The sequence below is a fragment of the Methylophilus sp. QUAN genome (assembly GCF_015354445.1).
Taxonomy (GTDB): Bacteria; Pseudomonadota; Gammaproteobacteria; order Burkholderiales; family Methylophilaceae; genus Methylophilus.
In genome coordinates, this window is sequence record NZ_JADKYT010000001.1 from 226,358 (window position 1) to 251,113 (window position 24,756).

General features: G+C 52.0%; 23 protein-coding genes. 5 read left to right on the forward strand and 18 right to left on the reverse strand.

The window, feature by feature from the left end:
• Nucleotides 1-176 precede the first annotated feature (176 nt).
• The 3 genes from INP79_RS01025 to INP79_RS01035 are packed head-to-tail and all read right to left on the reverse strand — an operon-like array spanning nt 177 to nt 3,678.
• Nucleotides 177-2,636, reverse strand: a complete 2,460-nt coding sequence (locus INP79_RS01025) for an EAL domain-containing protein (RefSeq protein ID WP_194752582.1) — start codon at nt 2,634-2,636, stop codon at nt 177-179.
• 12 nt (nt 2,637-2,648) lie between these two features.
• The gene (locus tag INP79_RS01030) at nt 2,649-3,236 is read right to left on the reverse strand and encodes a methylamine utilization protein (protein WP_194752583.1); all 588 of its coding nucleotides are present in this window, start codon (nt 3,234-3,236) and stop codon (nt 2,649-2,651) included.
• A gap of 22 nt (nt 3,237-3,258) precedes the next feature.
• A complete protein-coding gene (locus tag INP79_RS01035; protein ID WP_194752584.1) occupies nt 3,259-3,678 on the reverse strand; it encodes a group 1 truncated hemoglobin in 420 nt (139 codons plus the stop codon).
• A gap of 153 nt (nt 3,679-3,831) precedes the next feature.
• Between INP79_RS01035 and INP79_RS01040 the strand changes: the two genes are divergently transcribed.
• Nucleotides 3,832-4,704 (forward strand): DUF3034 family protein, encoded by an 873-nt coding sequence (locus INP79_RS01040; protein ID WP_194752585.1) that lies wholly within the window; start codon nt 3,832-3,834, stop codon nt 4,702-4,704.
• 65 nt (nt 4,705-4,769) lie between these two features.
• On the opposite strand, the gene pqqA is transcribed toward INP79_RS01040, so the two are convergent.
• From pqqA to INP79_RS01085, 9 genes are all read right to left on the reverse strand, one after another.
• Nucleotides 4,770-4,841, reverse strand: a complete 72-nt coding sequence (gene pqqA / locus INP79_RS15560; RefSeq protein ID WP_081624291.1) for a pyrroloquinoline quinone precursor peptide PqqA — start codon at nt 4,839-4,841, stop codon at nt 4,770-4,772.
• 139 nt (nt 4,842-4,980) lie between these two features.
• Nucleotides 4,981-7,218, reverse strand: a complete 2,238-nt coding sequence (locus INP79_RS01050; protein ID WP_370583202.1) for a lipopolysaccharide kinase InaA family protein — start codon at nt 7,216-7,218, stop codon at nt 4,981-4,983.
• An 8-nt stretch (nt 7,219-7,226) separates the two neighbouring features.
• The gene (locus INP79_RS01055) at nt 7,227-9,215 is read right to left on the reverse strand and encodes an LTA synthase family protein (protein ID WP_194752586.1); all 1,989 of its coding nucleotides are present in this window, start codon (nt 9,213-9,215) and stop codon (nt 7,227-7,229) included.
• Nucleotides 9,216-9,287: 72 nt separating this feature from the next.
• Nucleotides 9,288-9,665 carry a hypothetical protein gene (locus tag INP79_RS01060; protein WP_194752587.1) on the reverse strand — a complete coding sequence of 126 codons (378 nt, stop codon included), beginning with the start codon at nt 9,663-9,665 and terminating at the stop codon, nt 9,288-9,290.
• 118 nt (nt 9,666-9,783) lie between these two features.
• A complete protein-coding gene (locus INP79_RS01065) occupies nt 9,784-10,161 on the reverse strand; it encodes a hypothetical protein (protein WP_194752588.1) in 378 nt (125 codons plus the stop codon).
• Nucleotides 10,162-10,240: 79 nt separating this feature from the next.
• Nucleotides 10,241-11,845 (reverse strand): hypothetical protein, encoded by a 1,605-nt coding sequence (locus tag INP79_RS01070; protein ID WP_194752589.1) that lies wholly within the window; start codon nt 11,843-11,845, stop codon nt 10,241-10,243.
• A 2-nt stretch (nt 11,846-11,847) separates the two neighbouring features.
• Entirely contained in the window at nt 11,848-13,170 is a 1,323-nt protein-coding gene (locus INP79_RS01075; protein WP_194752590.1) for an MFS transporter, read from the reverse strand.
• Nucleotides 13,167-15,302, reverse strand: coding sequence for a bifunctional acyl-ACP--phospholipid O-acyltransferase/long-chain-fatty-acid--ACP ligase (gene aas / locus INP79_RS01080; protein ID WP_194752591.1), 2,136 nt, complete (start codon nt 15,300-15,302; stop codon nt 13,167-13,169). Before aas ends, INP79_RS01075 begins: the two co-directional genes overlap by 4 nt.
• 24 nt (nt 15,303-15,326) lie before the next feature.
• A complete protein-coding gene (locus INP79_RS01085) occupies nt 15,327-15,632 on the reverse strand; it encodes a helix-turn-helix transcriptional regulator (RefSeq protein ID WP_194752592.1) in 306 nt (101 codons plus the stop codon).
• A 149-nt stretch (nt 15,633-15,781) separates the two neighbouring features.
• Between INP79_RS01085 and INP79_RS01090 the strand changes: the two genes are divergently transcribed.
• Nucleotides 15,782-16,447 (forward strand): PEP-CTERM sorting domain-containing protein, encoded by a 666-nt coding sequence (locus INP79_RS01090; protein WP_194752593.1) that lies wholly within the window; start codon nt 15,782-15,784, stop codon nt 16,445-16,447.
• On the opposite strand, the gene INP79_RS01095 is transcribed toward INP79_RS01090, so the two are convergent.
• Both INP79_RS01095 and hemC read right to left on the reverse strand, forming a co-directional pair.
• A complete protein-coding gene (locus INP79_RS01095; protein ID WP_194752594.1) occupies nt 16,430-17,209 on the reverse strand; it encodes a uroporphyrinogen-III synthase in 780 nt (259 codons plus the stop codon). The genes INP79_RS01090 and INP79_RS01095 overlap by 18 nt on opposite strands.
• Nucleotides 17,206-18,150, reverse strand: a complete 945-nt coding sequence (hemC, locus tag INP79_RS01100; RefSeq protein WP_370583203.1) for a hydroxymethylbilane synthase — start codon at nt 18,148-18,150, stop codon at nt 17,206-17,208. The genes INP79_RS01095 and hemC overlap by 4 nt, the downstream gene beginning before the upstream one ends.
• 193 nt (nt 18,151-18,343) lie before the next feature.
• Between hemC and INP79_RS01105 the strand changes: the two genes are divergently transcribed.
• Nucleotides 18,344-19,015, forward strand: a complete 672-nt coding sequence (locus INP79_RS01105) for a hypothetical protein (protein WP_194742502.1) — start codon at nt 18,344-18,346, stop codon at nt 19,013-19,015.
• A 19-nt stretch (nt 19,016-19,034) separates the two neighbouring features.
• Here INP79_RS01105 and INP79_RS01110 read toward each other — a convergent pair whose 3' ends face one another.
• Together INP79_RS01110 and INP79_RS01115 are read right to left on the reverse strand one after the other, a co-directional pair.
• A complete protein-coding gene (locus INP79_RS01110) occupies nt 19,035-19,781 on the reverse strand; it encodes a LytTR family DNA-binding domain-containing protein (protein ID WP_194752595.1) in 747 nt (248 codons plus the stop codon).
• Nucleotides 19,774-20,793, reverse strand: coding sequence for a histidine kinase (locus tag INP79_RS01115; protein ID WP_194752596.1), 1,020 nt, complete (start codon nt 20,791-20,793; stop codon nt 19,774-19,776). The genes INP79_RS01110 and INP79_RS01115 overlap by 8 nt, the downstream gene beginning before the upstream one ends.
• A gap of 104 nt (nt 20,794-20,897) precedes the next feature.
• On the opposite strand from INP79_RS01115, the gene argH reads away from it, so the two are divergent.
• Together argH and INP79_RS01125 are read left to right on the forward strand one after the other, a co-directional pair.
• Nucleotides 20,898-22,316: an argininosuccinate lyase gene (gene argH / locus INP79_RS01120; RefSeq protein ID WP_194752597.1), complete on the forward strand. Its 1,419-nt coding sequence runs from the start codon at nt 20,898-20,900 to the stop codon at nt 22,314-22,316.
• A 59-nt stretch (nt 22,317-22,375) separates the two neighbouring features.
• On the forward strand, nt 22,376-23,026 hold the full coding sequence (locus tag INP79_RS01125; protein WP_194752598.1) for a hypothetical protein: 651 nt from the start codon (nt 22,376-22,378) through the stop codon (nt 23,024-23,026).
• A 142-nt stretch (nt 23,027-23,168) separates the two neighbouring features.
• On the opposite strand, the gene INP79_RS01130 is transcribed toward INP79_RS01125, so the two are convergent.
• Nucleotides 23,169-23,597 (reverse strand): HIT family protein, encoded by a 429-nt coding sequence (locus tag INP79_RS01130; protein WP_194752599.1) that lies wholly within the window; start codon nt 23,595-23,597, stop codon nt 23,169-23,171.
• Nucleotides 23,597-24,694, reverse strand: a complete 1,098-nt coding sequence (gene nadA, locus INP79_RS01135) for a quinolinate synthase NadA (RefSeq protein WP_194752600.1) — start codon at nt 24,692-24,694, stop codon at nt 23,597-23,599. The genes INP79_RS01130 and nadA overlap by 1 nt, the downstream gene beginning before the upstream one ends.
• Nucleotides 24,695-24,756 lie beyond the last annotated feature (62 nt).

A 24,756-nucleotide genomic window follows, 5' to 3' on the forward strand; every position in this document is an offset into this window, starting at 1 on the left:
CTGGCTCATATCAATCTCCTGTGGATATAGGTCACCATCATAAGCCCGATATTTAGTGAAATAAAGTTGAATGTTTTTATGAGACTGATTAATAAAATTGATGCATAGGAAAACGGACTGATAGCAAAACAAAAGCCCCACGTCAAAGTAGGGCTTGTGTCTGCGCAAAAGGGTATCTAGCCGAGATTATCCAGCTTGAAAGGATCTTGTGTCTGCGGGTCGATATCCAGCGGATTAATCTCGTAGGACAGGTCGTCGCCAATATCAATGTCGATCTCGTTTTGACCTTCCCAGCGCTCCAGCCAGATAGAAAAATCTTTTTCCGGCATAGGTTTGCCAATAAAGTAGCCCTGACCTTCGTTACATCCCAATCGGGCCAACTGGTTCAGCACAACTTCATTTTCTATGCCCTCTGCCACCACGATCAGGCCCATATTGTGCGCCAGGTCTATGGTCGACTTCACAATGCTGGCGTCGCTGCTATTTTTGTCCATAAACATGACAAATGAGCGGTCAATTTTAAGCTCTTGCACAGGCAACTGGCGCAAATAAGCCAGCGATGAGTAGCCAGTCCCAAAGTCATCAATCGACAGATGCAGCCCCATCGCAGCCAGTTTTTTCACTACCACCTCAGCACGTTCAGGGTCCTGCATCAAACTGCCTTCGGTGATTTCCAGCTTCAATGCTTTGGCATCCAGACCATGTGAGGACAATAAATGGCCAATCTGTTCTGGTAACTCCATATTATTGAGGTCACGCGTGGAGAGATTCACCGCCAGCGTGATGTGCAAACCCTGTTTTTTAAAGCCAGCCAAGACCTGGCAGGCACGCAACAGCATCCAGTTGGTGATATCACTAATCACCCCGGTTTGCTCGGCAAACGGAATAAACTGATCCGGGAAAATCATGCCTTTTTCAGGATGCACCCACCGGATAAGTGCCTCGCCGCCTAGCGCGCGGCGCGTTGCCACATCAATTTTTGGCTGGATATACAACAACAACTGATCATGCTGGATAGCTTCCTTCAAATCCGAAATCAGGGTCAAGGTTTCTGACTGGTCAATTTCCAGCGCTGTGTTATAAACAATCCAGGGCGATTTTTTGGCTCTGGATTCCTGCAAAGCCGTTTCCGCATGGTTCAGCAATGACTCTTCGTCCAGCCCATGATCCGGATACAAGGCAATACCGATGCCAGTACGCACATCTATCGCCTGGCCTTGCACGCTGACCGGCCGCTCAAACACCTGCTGAATCTTGTCGGCATAACGCGTGGCCTTGGCCTGGTCTGTTTGCTGCAATAACACGGCAAATTCATCTGCATCCAGGCGCGCGACCATATCCTGCGCACCAAGGACATTTTGCTTTAACACCTGGCCGACATGGCGCAGCAAGTCATCGCCAAAATCACGTCCCAGCGTTTGATTAATGGGTTTGAATCGATGGATATTGATCACAATGACGCTCAGCTTTTGCTGGCTGTCCGCATGTGTCATGATGGCCTGATGCACGCCCTGATTGAATGCCAGGCGGTTAGAAAGGCCGGTCAGTTCATCGTTAAACGCCAGGCGCTGAATGCGCAAGGAGCGTTGCAACACTGCTTCGCGCATGCTGTTAAGCGCTTTTGCCAGATGGCCAACTTCATCAGTACTATTGATCTGGATTTCTTTTTCGTAATCGCCCATGGCAATGGTATCGGCATCGTTGACCAAGGCAGCAATAGGCTCCGTCGTTTTACGCGACACATACCAAATCAGCGCAGCAAAAATCAACACGCCAATAAACGTTAATAACACCATTACCTTGAACAGCGTGTTCAAATCCTGTGTGAAAGGCTCAACGGAGCCTTGCAACACCACCAGTAACGCATCATCTTTGGTTTCATGCAGCGAGCGGATTTTTAAATGATAGGCCTGGCCGTTGAGATCCACACTGTGTAATGACAGCTTCTGGCGATAAATATCGGCGACCGTTTTCACCAGTAAATTAGACAGTTCACGGGTGGAGGTGCTACTCACAAGTTGCCAGTCACGTTGATGTGTTTTCTGCACAAAGGTAACGTCGAGGTGTGTCAGTTGCTTGATCTGGTCGGCCAAGCGGCCATCCACGGCAAAACCCATGACAATCCAGCCGATGGTCTCTGGCGCTTTCACTGGCACCGTAATCAACTGGTACGGTTTGCCTGAAATAATATCGAACTTAAGCGTGCCACTTTGGTTTTCGAGCATCGCTTGCCGGGCATCTTCTTTGGCATTCGAGCCAAACAGTGCCTGCTCGTTATCCGTGGTGCCAATCACCAGATTGTCATTATTGCTGATGTAATAGGCAATCTGCGCGCGAATACGCCCCTGGTAACTCTCCAGCGCAGACTCAATGGTCTCGGCATCATTGGTTGCGACGGCTTCCCTAAAAGCAAAGTCAGCCGCCAGCACCTGTGTCGCCTGCTTCAGGCTTTGCGTGTTATGTTGCAACAAGCTCACAAATACGCGCTCACCGACATTGATCTGCTCTTCAGCCAGCGTATCGGCATGCTTACTCAGCGCATATTTAAGCGGAAGCAGCCCGGCCAGCTGAATGGCAACCACCACTGTCAGAAATGTGAAAGCGATGCGCGAGCGGATATGTTTGAACTTGATCATGCAGTGTGATTGTTATGGGAGGGTGATCTTGACTTCGGTCGCACCCTCTATGGTTATCTTTTGTTCTACGCCAGGTTTGTTCTGGCCCGGTAGCCAGGCCTGGTAACTGTACTGCCCGTCATTTAACTTGAGGACAGCTTTGCCTTTTTCATCCGTTTTGGCGAAAAATGGCGTATCCACGACATAGATGTACCCTACCATAGAATCGTGAATGTTGCACCCCAAGGTCACCACCCCCGCCTGCTCAAACGGTACCGGATTAGTGGGTACACCTGCATAGAGTTTCAATTCAAATTTCTTGGCAGGTGAAAAAGAATACACATGATGGCGGACGGTATCTTCATTGGGAAAATTAATGCTGGTCCCGGTTTGCACAATGGTCACTTTGGGATTGAACATCTTGTTTTTTTGCACGATCTTTCCAGCAGCATTCGGGTTGATAGCTGGCGTCTTGCCATCATAAAAAGCCACCACCGCATCGGTCACCGGCTTACCACCGGCATCGCTCACCAGCAGCGTGACCTCTGCCGCCAACGCCGATCGGCTCATGGCTATCAACAGCATTCCTGCACATCCCAGCCGAAACATCACGCGTAACATCCACATTCCTTATATCAGGTGATTAATTGGTCACAACATCGCGCTTCATGGGCGCCAGGATCTTCAACAATTCGTTTTTTTCTTTAGTACCGACCCCGTTTATATCCAACCGTTCGCGCAACACCTCTACCATCAGCTCAAATTCGGCAGTGGTGATATGCAGGTCAGCATGGGAGTTCTTCATGGTTTCACCTTCGTAAACGCATTCACCACCGGTTTTCACACACAAAAAGTTGGTCAGGCTTTCTTTGAGTGCTTTCATTTTCACATCTTTAAACGAGCGGCTGGTGCGCGGGTCTTTACTGACAATATCCAGCGTCTGGTTGGAGATTCTGCTCAACATGGGCAAGCCCCCAATGCGTTCAAACAAACTCGCCTCTGGTTTAGGTTGCGCGATACAACCGCATAAAAACAAGGCAATTGCCAAAACATAAAAACGCATTCCATTCTCCATTACTTGGGTCGACTATCGCATACTACGTGAGCTGACAGCGTTATTAAGCGTCAATCAACCAGCGGAATGCGGCTTTTTTTGAGCAATTGTGCTTATCGTGAAAATGAAACAATGCGATAACTAAAGTACCCATATATTCTTATGCGCCTATTTACATCAAACTTGTCACGACTGATCACAATATTCGCCTTGACTGCACTCGCACTCCTTGCGCACGCCGGAGACCGCCTGTTAGCCACGGGCGGCGTCACCCAGATTGAAGGTGCTGCAGGCGGTGGCCTGATGCCATGGGCAGTGATCAGCGGCTACGGCACGGACAAGCAAATCGGTGGCTCACTGTTTTATACCCATGCCGAAACGCGGGGTGACTTCAAACTTGATACCACAGGCGTTTCGCTAGGCTTTTTCAATCGCGTCGAAGTCAGCGCCAGCCAGGCACGTTTTGGCCTGAGTGATACCGTGCCGGGGGAACAAATCCGTTTGAATACGCTAGGCATCAAACTGCGTGTATTGGGCGATGCTGTGTACGAGCAGGATAGCTGGCTACCTCAGGTATCTTTAGGTGCGCAGTATAAATATAACGAAGACTTTAACTTTGTGCCTAAAGCACTAGGGGCCAGTGATCGCAGCGGGGTGGATTATTATGTCGCTACCAGCAAGTTATTTTTAGGCGCCATTAATGGCTATAACCTGTTGCTCAACGCCAACCTGCATGCCACCAAGGCTAACCAGTTTGGTATTTTGGGCTTTGGCGGTGACAGGCATGATCGCTACCGCATTCTGCCAGCCGTGTCCGCCGCGGTCATGCTGTCAGATAATTGGCTGATTGGTACAGAGTTTCGAGATAAGCCGAATAATCTATCGGCTTATAAAGAAAACAGTGCCCACGATATTTTCATGACTTGGTTCCCGCACCGCAATGTGTCAATTACCGGCGCCTATATCGACCTTGGCCGCATTGCCAACAAAGACAATCAAACCGGCTGGTATCTCTCCGGCCAGATTAATTACTAAACTAAAAAGCACCGCAGAAAATAAAAACGGGCGCCTGAGCGCCCGTTCATGTCATTAAGAACAAATTATTTGTTCATAACGTACATAGTTACTTCGAAGCCGAAACGCATTTCGGTAGCAGCTGGTTTAGTCCACATAGTCATTCTCCTTGATCTTAAATTCGTGTTAGCGATTGCTATCAACGTGTGACCATATTAAAACTGCCCGCCACAATTGTCGTGATTAAACTGCGCAACATGCATTCATGATTTTCATGAGTCTGGCCTGATGCCTGCTTTAAGCAAAGCGGGACTTGATATAGCGCAACAGCTTGCGCATGCCTTTGCGGCCGACGGTACGCTTGAGCCAGACTTTGGCATCATAGACATAAAACGGCCATAAAAACTTCCACTGCAGTCGGCGGCCAGTCATGCCGAGGTACATCTGCAGAAACTGCTTGCGGCCATCCCAATGCAACTTGTGCAAGGCCCGTGTCAAATCAGCCAGGCGTTGCTTGATCATAGTCGCGGTGGGCGTTGCGTGCAGGCGCGCCGTGTCAATCAAGACAAAATTTAATTGCTCGCCCTGGCGCTGCACCAGGATATTGCCACCAGAAAAGTCGCGGAAATAAATACCCGAGTTGTGCATATGCAAACAAAAGCGGGCAAAGGCGTGATACAGGGTGTCGGCAGCAATGCCTTCAAACTGGCTATCACCGTTTCTAAACGCCAAAAAGGCTTTTGAAATCGCAAAGTCATGCGGCACAAACGCCGAAATATAAAAATTGTGGCGCAAGGTGGTGTCATTGGCATGCTCAATGTAGGCCAGCGGCATCGACGTGCCAACCCCACGACGCAGCAGCTCCATGGCCCCATTCCAGCTACGTTTAGCTTTGCTCGGCTTATGTTTGTCCAGCCAGGTTTTGTGCCAATACATGCGCACCGGTTTTTTAACGGTGACCTGTTGCGTGGCATCGCGCGGATCGGGCAGTGACCAGATGGCGTTTCTCGCATGGCGCAAAGCGTTTTCCTTGGCTGGCGGCAGCAAGGTTTCTGGGTGCCAGGCCTGCCACAACTGTTGCGCCTGCTCAGCATTCGCCGCCAAAATCATGCCGCGCCAATCGCCCTCTTCAATCGGAAAATACTGCTGACCCGCGATATGCGCGTGAATCACTGTACCACTCAACACAGGCCGTGGCGTGCGCAAGACAATCTGTTCAGCTTGTGGCCAAACCAGGTATAACGGCGACTCAGTGAGCATTTGCTTACCCTGCGCCGGTTCACCATCGCGGTTAAATAGTTGCGCTTGCTGCAAACTGTGCGGTGAGTAAATCTGGTCCAATAAGGCGCATTGGCCGTTCACAGTCCAAGCAATATGCACGGTCTGCCCATGCTGTTGCAGTCGGTGAATTTCAAGGCCATTGCCGGTGCTGACTGGCGCAATATACTGTGCGCCATTGAGCCAATGGCTGACCATTTTAAAGGCGGCAAAACTCGGGTTCTGCTGGTAATCAGCCACCACGCCATCGGCTGACTTGTAATAAGCCACGCGCTCCAGCGCTGGATAATCGGCATCTTTCAAGCCATCATCAATCAAGCCTTCGCGGTGACAGACAAATGCCCCCCAATTGGCATGCCGTAATGCCCCCGCCGCCGCGAGCAAAGTGAAATAACGCGTGACATAATCGGCCTGCTTCTGTGCGCCATCCGGAAAACGACGCTTGATACGGTAAATCGCCCAAAATGCCACAGGTGACACCAGCGTAGGCACGCCGAAATCCTCTCCGATTTTTTGCAGCAATTTGGCTTTTTTAATCAGGTTAAATTTGAGAATGCGCGTCCACTTGTGCTTGAGAATACGGAAATCTGCCAGCTCGGGCTCAACCACGCGCTCTACAAACAGATTATTGCTATGCACATCGGGCAAGCGGCGCTCTGCGCCCAAGGTCTTGAGCAGACTGATGTTATAGACAGGCTCAAAGTCTTGGATATTCGGACCCACCACCACGACCCGATATTCTCTGGCCAGGTCGTAAGCAATTTGCCAGGCAACCATAAAGCCAGGCATATCATAACCAGCCCATTTTTTGCGATTGACCGTATTGCCTATCTCCAGTGCAGCAATACTTGCCGCATAACTTTGCAGCAGCTCGCTGATAAACTGCTTCCAGCCCGCCTGCGCCTCGTTGCTACGCATATTTCTGGCCGCCTCATAAGGCTGTACGGCATGCAGCGTCACCGAAAATTCCGCTGCCAGTAACCGGCGCAAAAAGCGCTCCTGAAATGGTCGAGCATCGTCATCGCTGATATCCAGGCGCACGCGCTTCACACCCAAGGCCTGCAATTGCGCAAGCACATAGTCATCGGTGGCCGGGTCAGCATTGCTCGCCACGCATAGACCGGTAAAATCCTCAGGAATCGTATGCGTGATCGCGGGCAAGTGACTGTTCTTGAGCCATAAACCACCCGCGGCGATATATTTCAGGCCATCTATCATGACCTGGCGCGTGAGCATCGAAGGTTGTGTCTTCTTCAAAACGAGTTTTACTCCGGCAAGCGATAACGCTGCTCTTTATACAACAGCGCGGGCAACAGGCTATTCGCCAATGCACGCTCAGCTAACGCAGCGCCATCAGCAGGCGCGGCCGTATTTTGCAATTGCTTGCTGGCAGGATCGTAACGTCCGAATGCAGCGGGTTTACCTTCGCGCAGCACCACGACCTCATTCTCAACCACCGTTGCCCCCATTTGCTGCATCCAGCCAAAATTGTAGTTGTACTGCATCATGGCGCGGCCACGGTAGTCAGCACTCACACTCGACAAATCATGCCCGGTCATTGGGTGTTGGACCTCTATACCCATTAATGACAACACCGTCACCGGCAAATCAATCTGGCTGGCAATCGCATCCACCGTTTTCGGCTGCACGGCCCCGCCCAGAATCAGCGCCGGGATATGGAAGTGCTCAATCGGCACCAGTGAATCGCCACGCACGCGGATATCGTGGTCAGCCACCACCAAAAACACCGTATCGTTCCAGTAAGGGCTGGCCTTGGCTTTTTTAAAGAACTCGCCTATCGCGTAATCAGCGTATTTAACCGCATTGTTATCAGTCGCTTTTGGCTGCTCATACAGCTCAATACGGCCATCTGGAAATTCAAATGGCGCATGATTGGAAGAACTGAACGCCAGGGTAAAGAATGGTTTGCCGCTGGCATGGTGCGCCATCAGTTGCTCATGGGTTTTATTCAGCAAATCTTCATCTGATGCACCCCAGCTGGCAACAAATACCGGATTCTTGAAGTCAGGCTGGTCCGTGATTTGCTGGAAACCATTGCCCATGAAAAAGCTGCGCATATTATCAAAATGGGATTCGCCACCATAAATAAACTCAGTGAGGTAGCCACGCTTAGACAACAAAGAGGCTAAAGTAAAAAAGTTTTTCTGGCTTAAATCCAGTTTCACCGTGCTGTCCGATGGCGTTGGTTGAAAGCCGGTGACAACGGCCTCAATGCCACGCACCGAACGCGTGCCAGTCGCATACAAGTGCGTGAACCAGATACCATCTGCTTTGAGTTTTTCCAGATTCGGCGTCACCGGCTTGCCGCCCAGTGATTCAACAAAACCCGCACCCAGACTTTCTTGCAGCAAAATGACCAGATTCAACGGTTTGTCGCGTTTGACGCTAGGCACCAGTGTTGTCAGCGTAGGGATATCCGCCGCTTGCGCGCCGGTCAGGGCAAAGATTTTTTCGCGTGGCATCTTGCCATAAATCGCACTCGACTTTGCTTCGTGCTGCAAACTATAGGCTGCGTAAAAAACAGAATAGGTCGAATTCAATATCAGGCTGTTCACCATGCTGTCTTGCGTAATGGCAAACAGGGCAGGATTGGCTGGGCGATGTGTCAGCGTTGAACGTATCCCTAACACCGTTAACACCAGTATCAATGGCCACACCAGCCAAACCGCCGGGCTTGCCCACTTGGCCTCAGCCTGACGCCAGGGTTTAAGCAGTTTAGCAACCGCAGCAAAAGCCACGAGGGTCATGACCAGACCAAACACCAACTCGGTCTTAAAACCTTGCCACAACATGCCAAACACTTCGTGTGGATATTTAAGGTATTCGACAAAAATACGGTTAGGCCGCACATCATATTCGAGAATAAAGCCAGGCGTGGCCGCTTCCAGAAACACCAGTAATACCAGTGATAACAATACCCACCAGTAAGTGAAGCCACGCCAAACCTTGAATAATTTCCGCGTCGCCAATATGGGTGACAGCAAAACGGGAATAATGGCCAGCAAACCCAGCTGGATAATATCCACGCGCACACCTTGCAGCAGAATCTGGCATAACTCGCCCGTGGCTTGTACGCGTTCCCATTTCCAGGCGACCAGGCCCAGGCGAGTGAGAGAAAGCAACACCAACCCACTGATAAACATGACGATGAGCGGTGCATAAGGGCCAAACCAATGGCCGATTGCCCATAATTTTGAAGTGGAACGTGGCTTGCCGAAGTAACTTGATTGCATGTTTGCTTAATCAGATTGATTCAAGCGTGTGATTATAACGGGTTATTCACAATTGTTCGCGCAGGGCCGAGGCTAGCCAGGTAAAACAGAATTCTTGCGCAGATCGAGATACACCGCGGACAGCAATCCCACCGGAATCACAAACCCGACCAGCAGCGGTACCAAGTCAACCAGCATATCGACAATACCGGTCTGGCTGGTCAATAAACTCCAAGCTTTTGCCAGCAGCGGAATCACTGTAAACAATAAAGTGGGGATTAAAAACCAGATCGTGCTGGTCGCCCCGCGCTTCGCCAGGCGTGCACAGACATAAGACACCACGGCGACAATCACCGCCGCGCCTGCACCCCACACCGCGCCTGCCACAATGGTGATCCAGGTACCTACCTGGTAGAGCAATAAACAAATGATCGCGGTCAGAATCAGTTTCCGTTGGCTAGCCAATGACATAAAGCGCTTCTTTTTGTTGAGTTAAAGCTAAGACAGGTTTTCATTATAAAAGTGCAGGCGATGCCATGGCATCGCAGCAAAATGGGATTGCCCAAGCAATCCCATTATACCCGCCACCTTAATTGGTCGTCGCTGGCGGTGCTGCTTCATATTCAGTCGGTTGCACAGGATTTCCGTGCGTCGTCCCGGCTTTTTCGTCTTTATTCCTCAGCACTTTGTTTTTGTGCCTTTTCATGGGTCGATCGGCCGAGCCCTTGTCCGTGCGTTGGGCCTGGTCTTTAACCTGAGGGCTCTCCGAATTGCCCAAGTTGCTAGCATCATTAGACACTCCATCTTGACTGCTACCAATAGGCCCTTTGTCTGTCCGGCTTTGCTGCCTGTCGACTTGCGGGCTTTTAGACGTCCCTAATGTTGCGCCATCATCTTTGCTTTCAGCCGCATAAGACGACGTGGTTGAAATCACAGAAACCAATAATGCAATCAGTAATTTATTCATGTTTTGTCCTTAAATAAAAAATGTGGTCTGGCATTTTTATTTAAAAGGGAATCATGATGTCTGCTTATCCGTGCCTTGCTTATTTTGCTGTAGGAAGAGCGCGCCTTAACAAGTGCCTCGGTCCTTTCAGCAATACCCAGGCGAGACCAATCACACTGATTAAAAACAGAATCGCCGGTATCGGTAATACCGCAGGCGTCTCTGGCTTGCGCGCCAATCCCTCTTTTAACGGCTCAGGCAATGGATTTGGCGTGACCGGGATAATTTGCCACTGGTTTCTGTCTGCCGGAGCTTGTTGCAAGTATTGCGCAAAGCTATACACAGGTGCCAACCCATATGCCCGGCTGGATGGGATCTGTGGGATGCGTACAAAATAAATGGCTTCAAGCTGCTCTGGCATTGCTTGCATAGCAACAGAGGTCAATGTTGACTGATTGCCTGTTTGGGCGATTTTAAGCAAATCGTTGCCTATCGCATCAAACGCCACGGCTGGAAACAGCCTGGTCATTTCGGTATTCAGGTAATCATAAATAGCGCGGCCTTTTTGCAAGCTGCGCTCAGTCGCCGCCACATACCAGTAAGCTGCACTGGCTTTGAGCAGGCTTTCTACACCACGTTTTGGCACTTGCCAGCCCAACTGACGCAGGGTGTCTATGCTGATGCCAGCGCAGTTTTCCAGCGCATGGTCATAGACAAAGTCATTGCGATAAAAATGCTGGAATACCCTGTTATTCAGCGCTTGTACCTGCTTGGGAATCTCAGGCTGACTAAATACCGCCACCAGCATATACGAAGGACGATAAAACGATTGCCCGCTATTGAGATCGCCCATGTATTTATCAAACGGCGTCACCCCGGCAATAATGCCTTTTTCACTGTTGCTGGCCAGGTTGTAATAGTTATTCACCAGCCACGTATCATAAGCACCGTCAGCCCCCACCCGCCCTGTGGCCAATGCAAAATGCCCGCCATGCGCCTCGTCGTCATCGCCTTGTGCGCCGTTGAGCAAAATACCTAACGCTGCTTTGCCGGACGACTGCTGCCCGAGTCCGGGTGACTTCTCCCATAGCAAGCGACTTTGATAGAGGCTTCGGGCACCGCCATGGGCAAACTGCACCAGTGATTGCAGGCTTTCACCTGCTTGCAACGGCTGTGTGCCCGCCGTGAGGTCGAGTTTAAATGCCTGCGGCCAGACTGTACGCACCACCAGCGTTTGCTTCTCCAGCTCACCACGGATGGCTAGTGGGTCCTGGTTGAAAAAATGGCTGGTGCTAGCGTTCCAATATGAGCGATTGCTGGCGATCTTGGGCACTAATTTAAATCCAAATCGCTCCCCTTCTGCGCTTGTGATCGTCGTTGCTTCAGCATGCAAGGTCAACCCTGACCAGTGCTGACTGGCCCCTGTCCACACTAAAGCAGGTAAGGCCTCAGGAGTTAATCCTTGCGTATCGTCAACGCCACGCTTAGTGGCGTCAAAATGGGTCATCAATGCATTGCTGTGCGGCAAGGCAAAGGTTTCCTGACGAAAATACCATAATGCTTGCGGCAAGGCCTCACATGGTTGGCAATCACCATGCATCGTTTGAAACTGGTCTTGTGCATATAAGCCGAGCTGACCGCTACCAGGCTCGCTACAGGCAAACGACGAAATCAGGCCTAAGCCCACACCCATCATGCGACGCATGCTTACCCTTTCAACCCACGCAGGTAATCGCGCACGCTGTGCCAATATTCCGGTTGGCGAAAACACAGATAAATAGCCACCAGCACATTGACCGCCGCTGTGATGGCAAACAATTGTGGAATGCTGACGCCCATGCCAAACAGCAACACCGAAAATCCGGCCGAGAGCACCATAAACAAGGCATTCATAATATTGTTAGCCGCGATCACGCGTGACTGATACCCCGCCTCAGCGCGGCTTTGCAGCAACACATACAGCGGCACGATATACAGGCCGCCGCTCACGCCGAGCAAGCCCACATCGAGCAACATGCGCCAATAATCCAGGCCACCTAATGTACGCAACGTGAGTGCCGGATTCGCTAACAGCTGTTGCTGAATACTGCCGGTAGTGCTGGCAAAATCCCAAGCGAATAAGGACATCCCTGCCGCCCCCAGCATGACCAGGCCCAGCTCTTGTTTACCCTTGGACAACTTTTCACACCAGACCGAACCGACACCGACGCCGACCGAAAAAATCGACAGCAGGCTGATAAAGTCACGCTCACTGCCTTGCAACACATTTTTTGCCAGATTAGGGAATTGCGCCAGCAAAGTCGCCCCAAAAAACCAGAACCACGAAATGGCCACAATCGCTACCCACAAAGTTTGCTGCGCCCAGAACGTGCGCACACTCTTGATCGTTTCGGTGATCGGGTTCCAGTTAATGTTGATGTCAGGCACAGGCGCCGGTGACAACGGAATACCGCGGCTCAGGTGATAGCCGGAGACAGCGACCAGCAATACACTCAAACTGGTAAACAAGGCATGTTGCTCTAAACTACCCAACCAGGCGCCAAGCACCTGCCCCAGTAAAATAGCCACAAAGCTGCCCATTTCAACCAGGCCGTTACCCGCCGTGAGTTCGTTAGGCTGTAAATGCTGTGGCAAATAAGAATATTTCACCGGCCCAAACAGGGTGGAATGCACTCCCATTAAAAACAAGGCCAGCGCTAGCATGACCAAGCTGTGGCTTAAAAAACCGATGCTGGCAAACAGCATGATGCAAATCTCAAGCACCTTCACCAGCCGGATAATTTGTGATTTTTCGTATTTATCTGCCAATTGCCCAGCCGAGGCCGAAAACAGGAAAAACGGCAAAATAAACAGGCCAGGTAGCAAGGTCGCTAATGTCGCGCCATCCAATGTGGTCAGGCTGGCGGTGTTAAAGGCTACTTGCGTAATCAATGCGGTTTTAAACACATTGTCATTAAAAGCGCCTAACCCTTGTGTCCAGAAGAAGGGCGCAAACCGTTGCTGGCGTAATAAGATGAATGGGTTACTCATGCTGCTTGCTCCGCCATCTGTTTCAATGTCACATAATCCGTTTTACCCGTGCCCAGCACCGGGATTTGCGCCACCACAATAATTTTGCGGGCGATGGCAATTTCGGGCGCCCCCATACTTTTAGCCACAATCTGCAAGTCTTCACGCTTGAGTTTGGCATCGGTGGTAAATAGCACTATGCTTTCACCGCGGCTGGCATCTGCGACCGTGGTAGCGGCGTGTTGTTGTTCGGGGGCGGCGGTAGTCGCCATTTTCTCCACTACTTCGAGCGAGACCATTTCACCAGCCACTTTGGCAAAGCGCTTGACCCGACCTTTGATATGAATAAACCCTTCACTATCTATTTCAACCACATCGCCCGTGTCATACCAGCCATCTTGCGGCGCAACCAACACACCAGGGTTGTCATACAGGTAATAGCCCTGCATGATGTTATCGCCCTTCACCAATAAGCGGCCGCCCTTTTCTATGCCTGGCACAGGTTCCAGTTTGTGTTCAATGCCGGGGAACAACTGTCCTACCGTGCCATTACGGTTAGCCATCGGCGTGTTGGCCGCGACCACGGGCGCACACTCGGTGGTGCCATAGCCTTCTAAAATGCGGATGCCAAATTTTTCGTGGTAAGTCTTGCGCACCTCTTCATTCAGTTTTTCAGCGCCAGCAAACACCACGCGCAATTTATAAAAGTCGTACGGGTGCGCATATTTGGCGTAGTTGCCCAGAAACGTGCTGGTGGAAAAAAATACCGTGCAGCCTTTGTCGTAAATCACTTCCGGGATCAACTTGTATTGCAACGGTGAGGGGAACAGCAGCATGGGGATACCGTTTAACAATGGCAGCAACGCACCGGTAAACCCAAAGGCGTGAAACAGCGGCAAGGCCATCATGAATTTATCCGCCGGGCTAAAATCCAGTGTTGCCAGAATCTGGTGCGTATTGGCCAAGATGGCTTTATGGCTATGCACCACCCCTTTGGGTTTGCCCTCTGAACCTGAGGTAAACAACACCACCGCTGTCTCTTCGGCAGTGACCAGCTCCATGGCAGCACGCGGGTAATGTAAGGCATAGCCCATGAGCCAGGCACGGTCTAGCATGCCAAATTGGCTACGCAAGTCTTCGAGGTAAACAATATTCAAATCGCTCATTTTGGCGACCGTCTCCTCCAGCTTGGCCGCTTCAATAAACTTGCGCGAACTGATTACCGTACGGATATTGGCGGCGTGGCAAGCATTACGCATACCATCTGCGCCTGCGGTGTAATTGAGCATGGCAGGGATTCTTTTAAATGCGCTCATCCCCAGCACCAGTGCCAGCGTATTGGTGATATTCGGCATCAATACGCCAACCACTTCAGCAGGCTGACTCACCTTGGTGGCGATACGTCCCAGTGCCAGGCTGCGCTTGAGCACTTCCTGATAGGTATCTTCAACCTGGTTCATATCCTCGATCATGCGCGACTTGGCACCGTATTTATCCATGGCGTCCAAGAACGCTTCGAACAGGCTTTTGCTTTGCTGCGTTTTAAACAGCATATGCTGCATGATGCCGCGCATGGCCTCACCCGCGATCCGGCGGCGCTGCTTGGCCGTGAGCGGTGCGTGGTGTCCGTGCTGCTCAATGCGGATGTCAGTGGTGGGCAAAATCTTCAGGGTCACACGAGGCAACAATTTGCGTGGATGCGCATCGGATAAACGGCCAAAATAAGACTGGGCTGCACCTTCAACCCTGACTGGCAAGATTTTGACACCCGTTTTAGCCGCCACAAAGCCAGGGCCGTCATACACCTTCATCAAGGCGCCGGTCAGGGTAATGCGGCCTTCAGGAAAGATCACCACATTCTCCCCTGCATTCAGACGCTGCACGACTTTCTTCATCGCCAGCGGGCTGGCCGGGTCGACAGATAAATGCGGCGTCAGCTTTAACCACCAGCGAAAAAAGATATTTTTTAGCACACCGGTATGCACCACAAAAGTCGCGCGCTTGGGCAAAAACAAGCCCAACAACAAACCATCCAGAAACGACTCATGGTTGGCAATAATCAACAACCTGTCTTCCTGCGGCACGTTCTCCAGCCCTGTCACCTGCACGCGGAACAGCAGACGGCAGATCCCCCTTAATACACTCACCAGCATTGTTTGCTCCCTGTTAAATTCTTTTTATATTTCGTCTTTGATGTAGTCCAGCACGTTTTGCAGTGCCAGCTGCATGAATGATTGATTGACCCAGAAATAGACTTCGCGGCCGATTTTCTCGCTCTGCAAGGCCCCACCACGTTCGAGTACTTTTAAATGATGTGTGACCGCGGTGCGGCTCAGTTGCGAGCCCTCCACAATTTGCAGAATCGTCAGTCGCTCGTTTTTTTCGAACGATAGCAAAATCCGTTGCCGGTGGGCATCACCCAGCGCAACGAAGAGCTCTGAAATAGCGTTCCAGGGTTCTGGAACTTGGGTCACTGTTTTCATATAACTACATAATTAGTTATTTAGTTTGTTTTGTCAAGCATCATATAATCCCGCCATCCCCATGGACTAGTCTGCGCTTCACTAAAGCATCATCCAACGCTCACACCTGCCCCGCTACACTGCCATGCCTTATGCACAAGGAGTGTGAGATGTTACGCCTGTCAGTATTATCCTATTTGCTGGCCTGCCTGCCATTGGCGAGCCACGCCAGTGCACAAATCAGCCTGGCAAACACAAACTGCTCAGGGGACATGGCGCTCTCATCAGGCAGCAGCATCTCATTAAGCTGTACAGGTAACCTGAGCCTGGATGGCGGCTGGCTAAAGTCTGACAGCCAAATATCACTGTTCGCCGGTGGTGACCTGACACTCAACAACCTTAGCCTCTACGCGCCGGAAATCAGCTTATCAACCCTGACCGGCAACCTGACTATTGGCAGCAACGTGCTGCTCGACATCACACATACGCCCGTACTCACCAGCGGCGCCATCCATATAAACAGTTGGTTACCACGCCCGGTGATTGCATGGCAGGACTTTGATATCGGCTTGCAACCCGGCGCCGTCATTAGCGTGAGTAACAGCGCGGGTGCCGCTCACCAAACCATCGTTCATAGGCCAGAGCTGGCAGGTAGTCTGGTACTCACACCCGCACAAAGTCAGATGCTCATTCATGAATCGCGGATCACATTGATCAACAGCGCAGGCATCAATGTCTCTGCGGTGCCTGAACCTGATGGTTATATGATGATATTAGCTGGCTTAGGGCTGATGGCTTGCAGACGCAAGACCAAAAGATTAGCTAGTGGAGGCTGAAAGATGCGTTTGCAGCAGACTGAGCATGGCGACATCGCCAGATTGGTCTGCGCTAAACGCGGTCAAACCGGATTCACGCGCCTGCTCGGCGATGCGTGCATGGTTAACGAATACAGGGGTCGCTTTTAGCCAGTCACCCTCGCCCGCCAGTGCCAATAAAAAACGCAAGGCTTCGCTGCTGGTGACAACGATGCCATGTAATTGGCCTTGGGCATAAGCTTGTTGCAATCGTTGGGCGCTGCTTTGCGGATTCACACGGCGGTAGCATTCACCAAACACCACTTCCGCGCCACGCTGTTTTAAGGTGTCGGCTAATACTTCACGCCCACCCACGCCACGTACAATCAGTACGCGCTGTCCTAGCATCTGTTGCAATGCAGGTAATGCCAGCAAGGCTTCGCTGTCAAATCGCTCGCTCGGTGTGAGCACCTCTGTCACGCCAAAACCTTGCAAGCTGGCGGCTGTGGTTGGGCCAATTGCAGCAAATTTTAACGCAGGCGAAATATCTGCCTGTTGCAACAAAGGCATGCCATATTGCACGGCATTGCTGCTGATAAACACGGCCCAGTCAAACTGGCTTAGCGGCGTCACCGCCGCATGAAAAGCACTCAGGTCGTCGAGGCCTTTAATATCCAGCAGCGGAAAAGAAATCACAGTGCCGCCTGCGCCAGTGATCGCCGCAGTGAGCTTGGTAGCTTGCTCGGGTGGCCGTGTGACCGCGATATGCATCCCGGCCAAGGTCGCTGCCGATGGCAGGGTCATTTCACCCCATCCAGCGTGGCCAGGATTTTATCGGCACCACGTGCCACCAGTTGCAGCGCCAATTGCTGGCCCAGCTTTTCAGCTTCTGCCGCATGACCAGTGACGGTTTCTTTAAGCATCTGCTTGCCATCAACGCTGGCGACAAACCCCTGCATGGTGATGGTGTCACCTTGTTTGGTGGCATAAGCACCCAGCGGCACCGTGCAACTTCCTGCCAGCGCACGGCTGAATCCTCGCTCAGCTTCCACGCACAATTGCGTATCCACATGATTCAACGGCGCCAACACAGCCATCAGGTCACTGCGGTCAGCATTGATTTCGATACCCAATGCGCCCTGACCCACGGCCGGAATACTCTCTGCCGGACTAATAAAGCTTTTAATGCGATCGCCTAACTCCAGGCGGATGAGCCCGGCTGCTGCCAGAATAATCGCCGCATATTGACCTTCATCCAGTTTGCGCAAACGGGTTTGCACATTACCGCGCAATGACTCGATTTTTAAATGCGGAAAGCGCGCCTGTATCTGGCTTTGGCGACGCAAGCTGGAGGTACCCACCACGCTGCCCTCAGGTAAGGCTTCCAGATTCGCATAGTCGTTAGAAACAAATGCGTCACGCGGGTCTTCGCGCTCACCGGTCGCCGTCAGCACAAAGCCTTCGGGCAAATGCATGGGCACATCTTTCATGCTGTGCACAGCCAGGTCAGCCCGGCCATCGGCCAGCGCATTTTCCAGTTCTTTCACAAACAAGCCTTTGCCGCCTATGCGGGACAACGGGGAATCCAGAATCTGGTCGCCAGTGGTGGTCATGCCTAAAATGCTGACCTCACATTGTGGATATAAAGCCTGTAACCTGGCCTGGATATGCTTGGCCTGCCACATGGCAAGCGCACTCTCACGTGAGGCAATAACGAGCTTGGCAGGAGGATTGAATGTACTCACAACGATCTTACCTTTAATGGATTTAGCGCAACATTTTAGCACGGCAAGACGATTGTTCCGTGCGCATTACCGGCCCGATACAGATGAACCTTTTGCTCCCCAAGGCAGTCGGATTGAGTTATGCTGACACCTGCATAGCAACCCGAAGTGGCTAGAAAAGTCGCTATTCAATGATAAAAATGGAGGACTATCCATGCAATACCAAATCGACATTTTCCTTTCATCTCTCAATCAATTCTGGGTCGAACTGGTCCATTTTGTGCCTAAATTACTGGCTGCCATGGTCATCCTGTTTTTCGGCTGGCTGGTCGCAAAAGCGGTGAGGCTCGGTGTGAAACGCATTCTTGAATTGACGCATTTCGATACCTTTGCCCAAAAGTCTGGCCTTGAGGCCTTTATGCGCAGCGCCAATTACAAAGTCACGCTGAGCGGCATCATCAGCCAGGTTGTCTATTGGCTAGTCATTTTGCTGTTTGTCATTACCGGCGCCAACTCACTGGGCCTGACAGAAGTGGCCTCATTACTCAAAGAGCTGGCTAGTTACCTGCCGCATATTATTGTCGCCATCCTGGTGGTGATTTTCGGCACCCTGTTTGCCCGCTTTATCAACCGCCTGGTCTTTGCCTGGCTGCATAGCATCAAATTTGAGCAAGCGCTGATCATCAGCACCTCTGCGGAATATTGCATCCAGATTCTGGCCATTTTCATTGCCCTGGAACAACTGGGCATTGGCATGCAATTAATTCATTCACTGTTTGTGATTGTGTTTGGCGCCGTATTCTTGGCACTGGCCATCGCGTTTGGTCTGGGCGGACGCGACTGGGCAGCCAAAGTGATTGATCAAGCGCAACAGAAGAAAAAGTAACTCCTCAAAAAGGCCACCCTCAGGTGGCCTTTATCACATGCTGGTGGCGACGACTCACCACCAGCGTCTCCGGAACCCCTTTCACCAGCACCACCCATGCCGTCTCCCCGGCCTCTTCGCCTTCGGCAATTCGTTGCTTTTCAAATCCGCCAATGGCATTGCGCGCCACCAGCGCATTGCGGTGGATACGCACAAACTGCGCTGCATAGGTGTGCTCAAGCTGGTTAAGCGAGGTTTCAAGCAAATAGCTTTTATCACGCGTGCGTACGGTCACGTACTTCAACTCAGCCCTTAAATAAAGCACATCTGCGATAGGCACCAGCACCACTTTGCCACGCTCGTGTATGCTCAAATGATCATGCGTTTGTTGCAAAGACACCAACGCTTGTGACTGACTAGTCTGCAGCGGCTTGGCCTTGGCCAAGGCTGCCGCCAGGCGCTCACTGCGTATGGGCTTGAGCAAATAATCAATCGCACTGAGCTCAAACGCCTGCACCGCATAATGATCATAAGCGGTGGTAAAAATCAGATTGGGAGGTTGCGGCAAGCAGCGTAAATGCTGCGCTAACTCAATGCCATCCATGACAGGCATGCGGATATCCACTAGCACAATATCCACTGTAGCGTCTTGCAGCAACTGCAACGCTTCCACGCCGTTCGCGGCTTCGCCCACGACGTCGTAGCCGCCCACATCGCCGACCAAATCCCGCAAGCGCTGCCGGGCCAACGGCTCATCGTCTACAATTAACAAGCGCTGGTTAGCCATGCACAACCTCGGACAGCGGGCGCGTTGGGATCACGATTTCTACGATGTAACGCTGGTCGGCCTCATATTGCCGCAATTGCGCCTCCAGGTCGTAGTGCAGGCGCAAGCGCTCACGGATATTTTTGAGTGCCATTTTATTGCCGCCAGACTTGTCACTGCGTGGCGGCAGCGGATTACTGATACGCAACAACAAACTTTTGCCGCTGGGGTGGATTTCAATCACCACCACCCCGCCCTGCGATTGCGGCTCGATACCGTGATACACCGCGTTTTCCAGCAAAGGTTGCAGAATTAGCGGCGGGATCATCATCTCGGCAGGAATGTCAGACAGTTGCCAGTCACATTGCAACCGCTCGTCTAGCCGTAGTTTTTCGATATTCAGGTATTGCTGGCATAAGGCAATTTCTTGTGACAACGGCACCAGATCGCGGTTATCGGCCATCAGCACGCGGAACAGTTCGGCCATGTCTTCCAGCGCCGTTTCGGCTCGTTGCGGTTGGCTGCGGATCAGCGACAAAGCCGCATTCAGGCTATTAAACAAAAAATGGGGGCGGATACGGGCCTGCAAAGCCTGCAAACGCGCCTCGGCAATCGCCGGTGAATAAGCGCGCTGCAATAAATCCAGGTAATACAAACACATCAGCACATCGGCCACACACAGCAGCATCACCTGCCAATATTGTGCGGCGCTCAATGGCGCAATCCAGCGCTGGTAACCATAGCTGGATAATGCAGTGATGCCAATCGCCAGCAAAAACAGGGCCGCCAAGGCTTGTCGATAAGGCCAGCGACTAATCACAGGGTATGCCAGCGTCAGCGCCCCCAACACCAGCAACAGGGGCGGCAACCACTGGCTGCCTATACGCGCCAGGTCACTGGCCCACAACGTGACATTCCAGCCAGACTGGCCGTCATACACAGTGAGCAAGGCCAGCAAACACAGATGCAACAACAATACACGTAAGTGTATGCCCAGATTGCGAAAATTGGGGATGCGGCTACTTTTACGCACGGCGTGATGTTCGTTTATAATATCGTGCCAGCATCATAAGTATTAAGTGCCACTGGCGCAAGCACGCGCTGTGCGCCCTATTTCTGGCAGAAAGAATTTTTGTTTTGACAACGTCCAATTCCAATACACAGTCATCTTTGCACCAAAAAGACCAAGCCTGGTCCGGCCGCTTTAACGAGCCAGTCGCCGAGCTGGTCAAACGCTACACAGCGTCTGTCGATTTCGACAAGCGCCTGGCCACATTCGACATTCAGGGCTCAATTGCCCACGCCACCATGCTAGGCGCACAAGGCATTATTTCGACGCAAGATGTCACCGACATTAAGCGCGGCCTGGGCGAGATTCTGGCAGAGATTGAGGCCGGACAGTTTGAATGGCTGCTGGACCTGGAAGATGTACACCTCAACATTGAAAGACGCCTGACCGAGAAAATCGGCGACGCTGGTAAACGTCTGCATACTGGCCGCTCACGCAACGACCAGGTGGCGACCGATGTGCGCTTGTGGCTGCGCAGTGTGGTCGATGATGCCATTGCCGGTATCCGCGCACTGCAAACCTCGTTGCTGGATCTGGCCGAACAACATGCCGCCACCATCATGCCAGGCTTTACCCACTTGCAAGTGGCCCAACCCGTGACGTTTGGTCACCACCTGATGGCCTATTTTGAAATGCTCAACCGCGATGCCGAGCGCTTTGCCGATGCACGCAAACGTATCAACCGCTTGCCGTTGGGCGCCGCCGCACTGGCAGGCACCAGCTACCCGATCAAACGTGAATTAGTAGCAGAATTATTAGGGTTCGACAGCGTCTGCCAAAACTCGCTGGATGCCGTGTCTGACCGTGACTTCGCGATTGAATTTAACGCCGCGGCGTCATTGCTCATGATGCACTTGTCGCGCTTTTCTGAAGAATTGATTTTATGGATGAGCCCACGCTTCGGCTTTATTGATATTGCCGACCGTTTTTGTACCGGTTCCTCCATCATGCCGCAAAAGAAAAACCCTGACGTACCAGAGCTGGTACGCGGCAAAACTGGCCGCGTGTATGGCCATTTAATCGGCCTGCTGACTCTGATGAAAGGCCAGCCACTGGCCTATAACAAAGACAACCAGGAAGACAAAGAGCCGCTGTTTGATGTGGCTGACACCTTGCTGGTGACCTTGCAGATTTACGCCGACATGCTGCGCGGCATCACCGTCAAAGCCGACAATATGCGCCAGGCCGCACTCGAAGGCTTTGCCACCGCCACCGACTTGGCTGATTACCTGGTGAAAAAAGGCATGCCATTCCGTGACGCGCACGAAGTGGTCGCCCACGCCGTCAAAGCAGGCGTGGAATCAGGCCGTGACTTGGCAGAATTCAGCCTGGCTGAGTTGCAAGCTTTCAGTAGCACCATCAGCGACGACGTGTTTGAAGTGCTGACGCTAGAAGGCTCCGTCGCCAGCCGCAACCACACCGGCGGCACCGCGCCCGAGCAAGTGCGCCGCGCCATCGCCCAAGCCAGGCAGCAATTAGGACACTGATGCCCCACCGCCATCATCCACCGAGTAAGTGCAAATCACACCCGGTAATGATGGGGCTGGTGTTAGCTATCAGCCTATTAGCGACCCAGCCCACGCAAGCAGCGCTTGGCATCGCCAACCCCAAACACGAACAAGCCATGCTGTGGCCGCTGTTGCCAGGTGAAAGCGTCAACAGCCTGGCCGCCAAACTTTATCCACAAAGCCCGGTGCTACAGCAGCGCTTTGTGCAGCAATCCATCACCCTCAGCCGTGGGCGCGGTATTTTGTTACGCCCGGATGAACGCAGTGAAACCGCACAACTCATCGCCGTACCCAATGCGCAAACCTTGCACACCCTCACCCACCGTATTAAAAAAGCCGATGAAGTCGACACCGACGCATTTGTCACACCAGGCTTGGTGATGAGTGTGCAACTCACACAAGCATCGCAGCAAAACGCGACCGGGTGGCATTTGCCAAAGCTGAACCTGCCAGAAGGACTCGCGTTAAAAGGGTATTCTTTTTCTGTGTCGAATTTGACCGGACGAATTGCAGCCGCAAAGTCACATATTGTGGAAACCTATCAGGCCAATGCACGGGCGATTGCGCGGACGCCAGTAAAGAAGCTTTATCAAACACCGCAATTGGCGGTGATTGTAGTGAGTGCGATCTTGTTGCTGGTGTTGAGTTTGAGTTGGGGTGTTTTGGAAGAGCGGTGTAATAATCGATAGCGTTTTGTAGCCGTATTTTTGTAGATAATTGATGTACTTTGGCCGTGATGGCTGGGTGACTTCCTCTTTGGCCACTTTCTGAGGGGCAAGCATCAGAAAGTAGCTCGCCGAGAGGCGAAAAAACGGCTACAGTCGGGAAATGTTAGCCTTTAAGCGCACATTCCACACGCTCAGCCACTACCTTTTGTAACTGATCTCTAATCGCAGTACTCAGTGGCTGCACCTCGGAGTCCCGCACAGGTTCTCCCCAGTGGCTATTCGGAAAGTGCCTATCACTCTCGAATCTAGGCAATACATGCCAATGCATATGCGGCGTTTTATTGCCCAAACTTGCCAGGTTGATTTTGTCCGGTTGGATGACTTCACGCACTGCGGTTTCCACCGCAAACACCACTTTCATGGTACGGGCGCGGTCAGCAGGCGGCAGATCGGTCATTTCTTTGACGTGTGCAAGTAACTCGACACGGCAATAGGCAGGGTAGTCTGCGTCATGCAGTAACACCACGCGGCAGAAATCGTCTTGCCAGAGTAGGTCCTGTGGTGTGGGCGTGCAAAGTGCGCAATCAGCCATTACGAGACTGCCAGCATTCTGTCCAAGGTCAGCTTGGCCAGTTTGGCTTCATGTTCTGGCACTTTGATCTGGTTGACCACATTGCCTTCGGCCAGGTTTTCCAGGCACCAGGCCAGGTGTTGCGGGTCGATACGCGCCATGGTTGAGCATTCGCAAACGACGTGGCTCATGAATTGCACCAGTTTGTTTTGCGGTTTCATTTCTTCGGCCAGGCGGGTGACCAGGTTGAGTTCCGTGCCTACCAGCCATTTGGTGCCGGGTTCGGCTTCGCTGACAGTGCGCAGGATATATTCGGTAGAGCCGACATAGTCTGAGTTAATGCAGACTTCGAATGCCGTTTCCGGATGGGAAATCACTTTGCCATCCGGGTGCTGGGCGCGGAATTGTTCGATATTCTGTTTGCGGAACATCTGGTGTACTGAGCAATGGCCTTTCCACAACAGGATTTTGGCGTCCCTGATTTGTTGTTCTGTGAGGCCGCCCATAGGCAGGTCAGGGTCCCACACTGGCATTTGTTCCAGTGGAATACCCATTTTGTAGCCGCTCCAGCGACCCAGGTGCTGGTCAGGGAAGAACAGGATTTTTTCGCGCTGGCTAAAGCCCCATTCCAGAATTTTTGGTGCGTTGGTACTGGTGCACACAATGCCGCCGTGTTCGCCACAAAATGCTTTTAAATCGGCTGCCGAGTTAATGTAGGTGACTGGGGTGATGGTTTCATCAAAGTTGAGCACCTTATTCAGCTCACGGTAGCTACGCTCGACTTTTGCCAGGTTGGCCATGTCTGCCATCGAGCAGCCAGCAGCCAGATCAGGCAACACTACAATTTGCTCAGGGCGGCTAAGGATGTCAGCCACTTCGGCCATGAAATGCACACCGAGGAAGACGATGTATTCCGCATCCAGGCTGTCGCAATATTTGGACAGCTTGAGTGAGTCGCCGGAATAATCTGCATGTCGGTAGACGCTTTCATGCTGGTAATGGTGACCTAAAATGACCAGGCGTTTGCCCAGTTTCTTGCGGGCAGCCAGAATACGCGCCTGACAGTCGTCGTCTTGCGCGGCTTGAAATTTCTCAAATTGGATGGTGGCAGTTTGCATGCTTTCCAGACATCGGGCCAAGCCCGGTTCTCACAAAAATGATATTTTACAACCGATTAGGA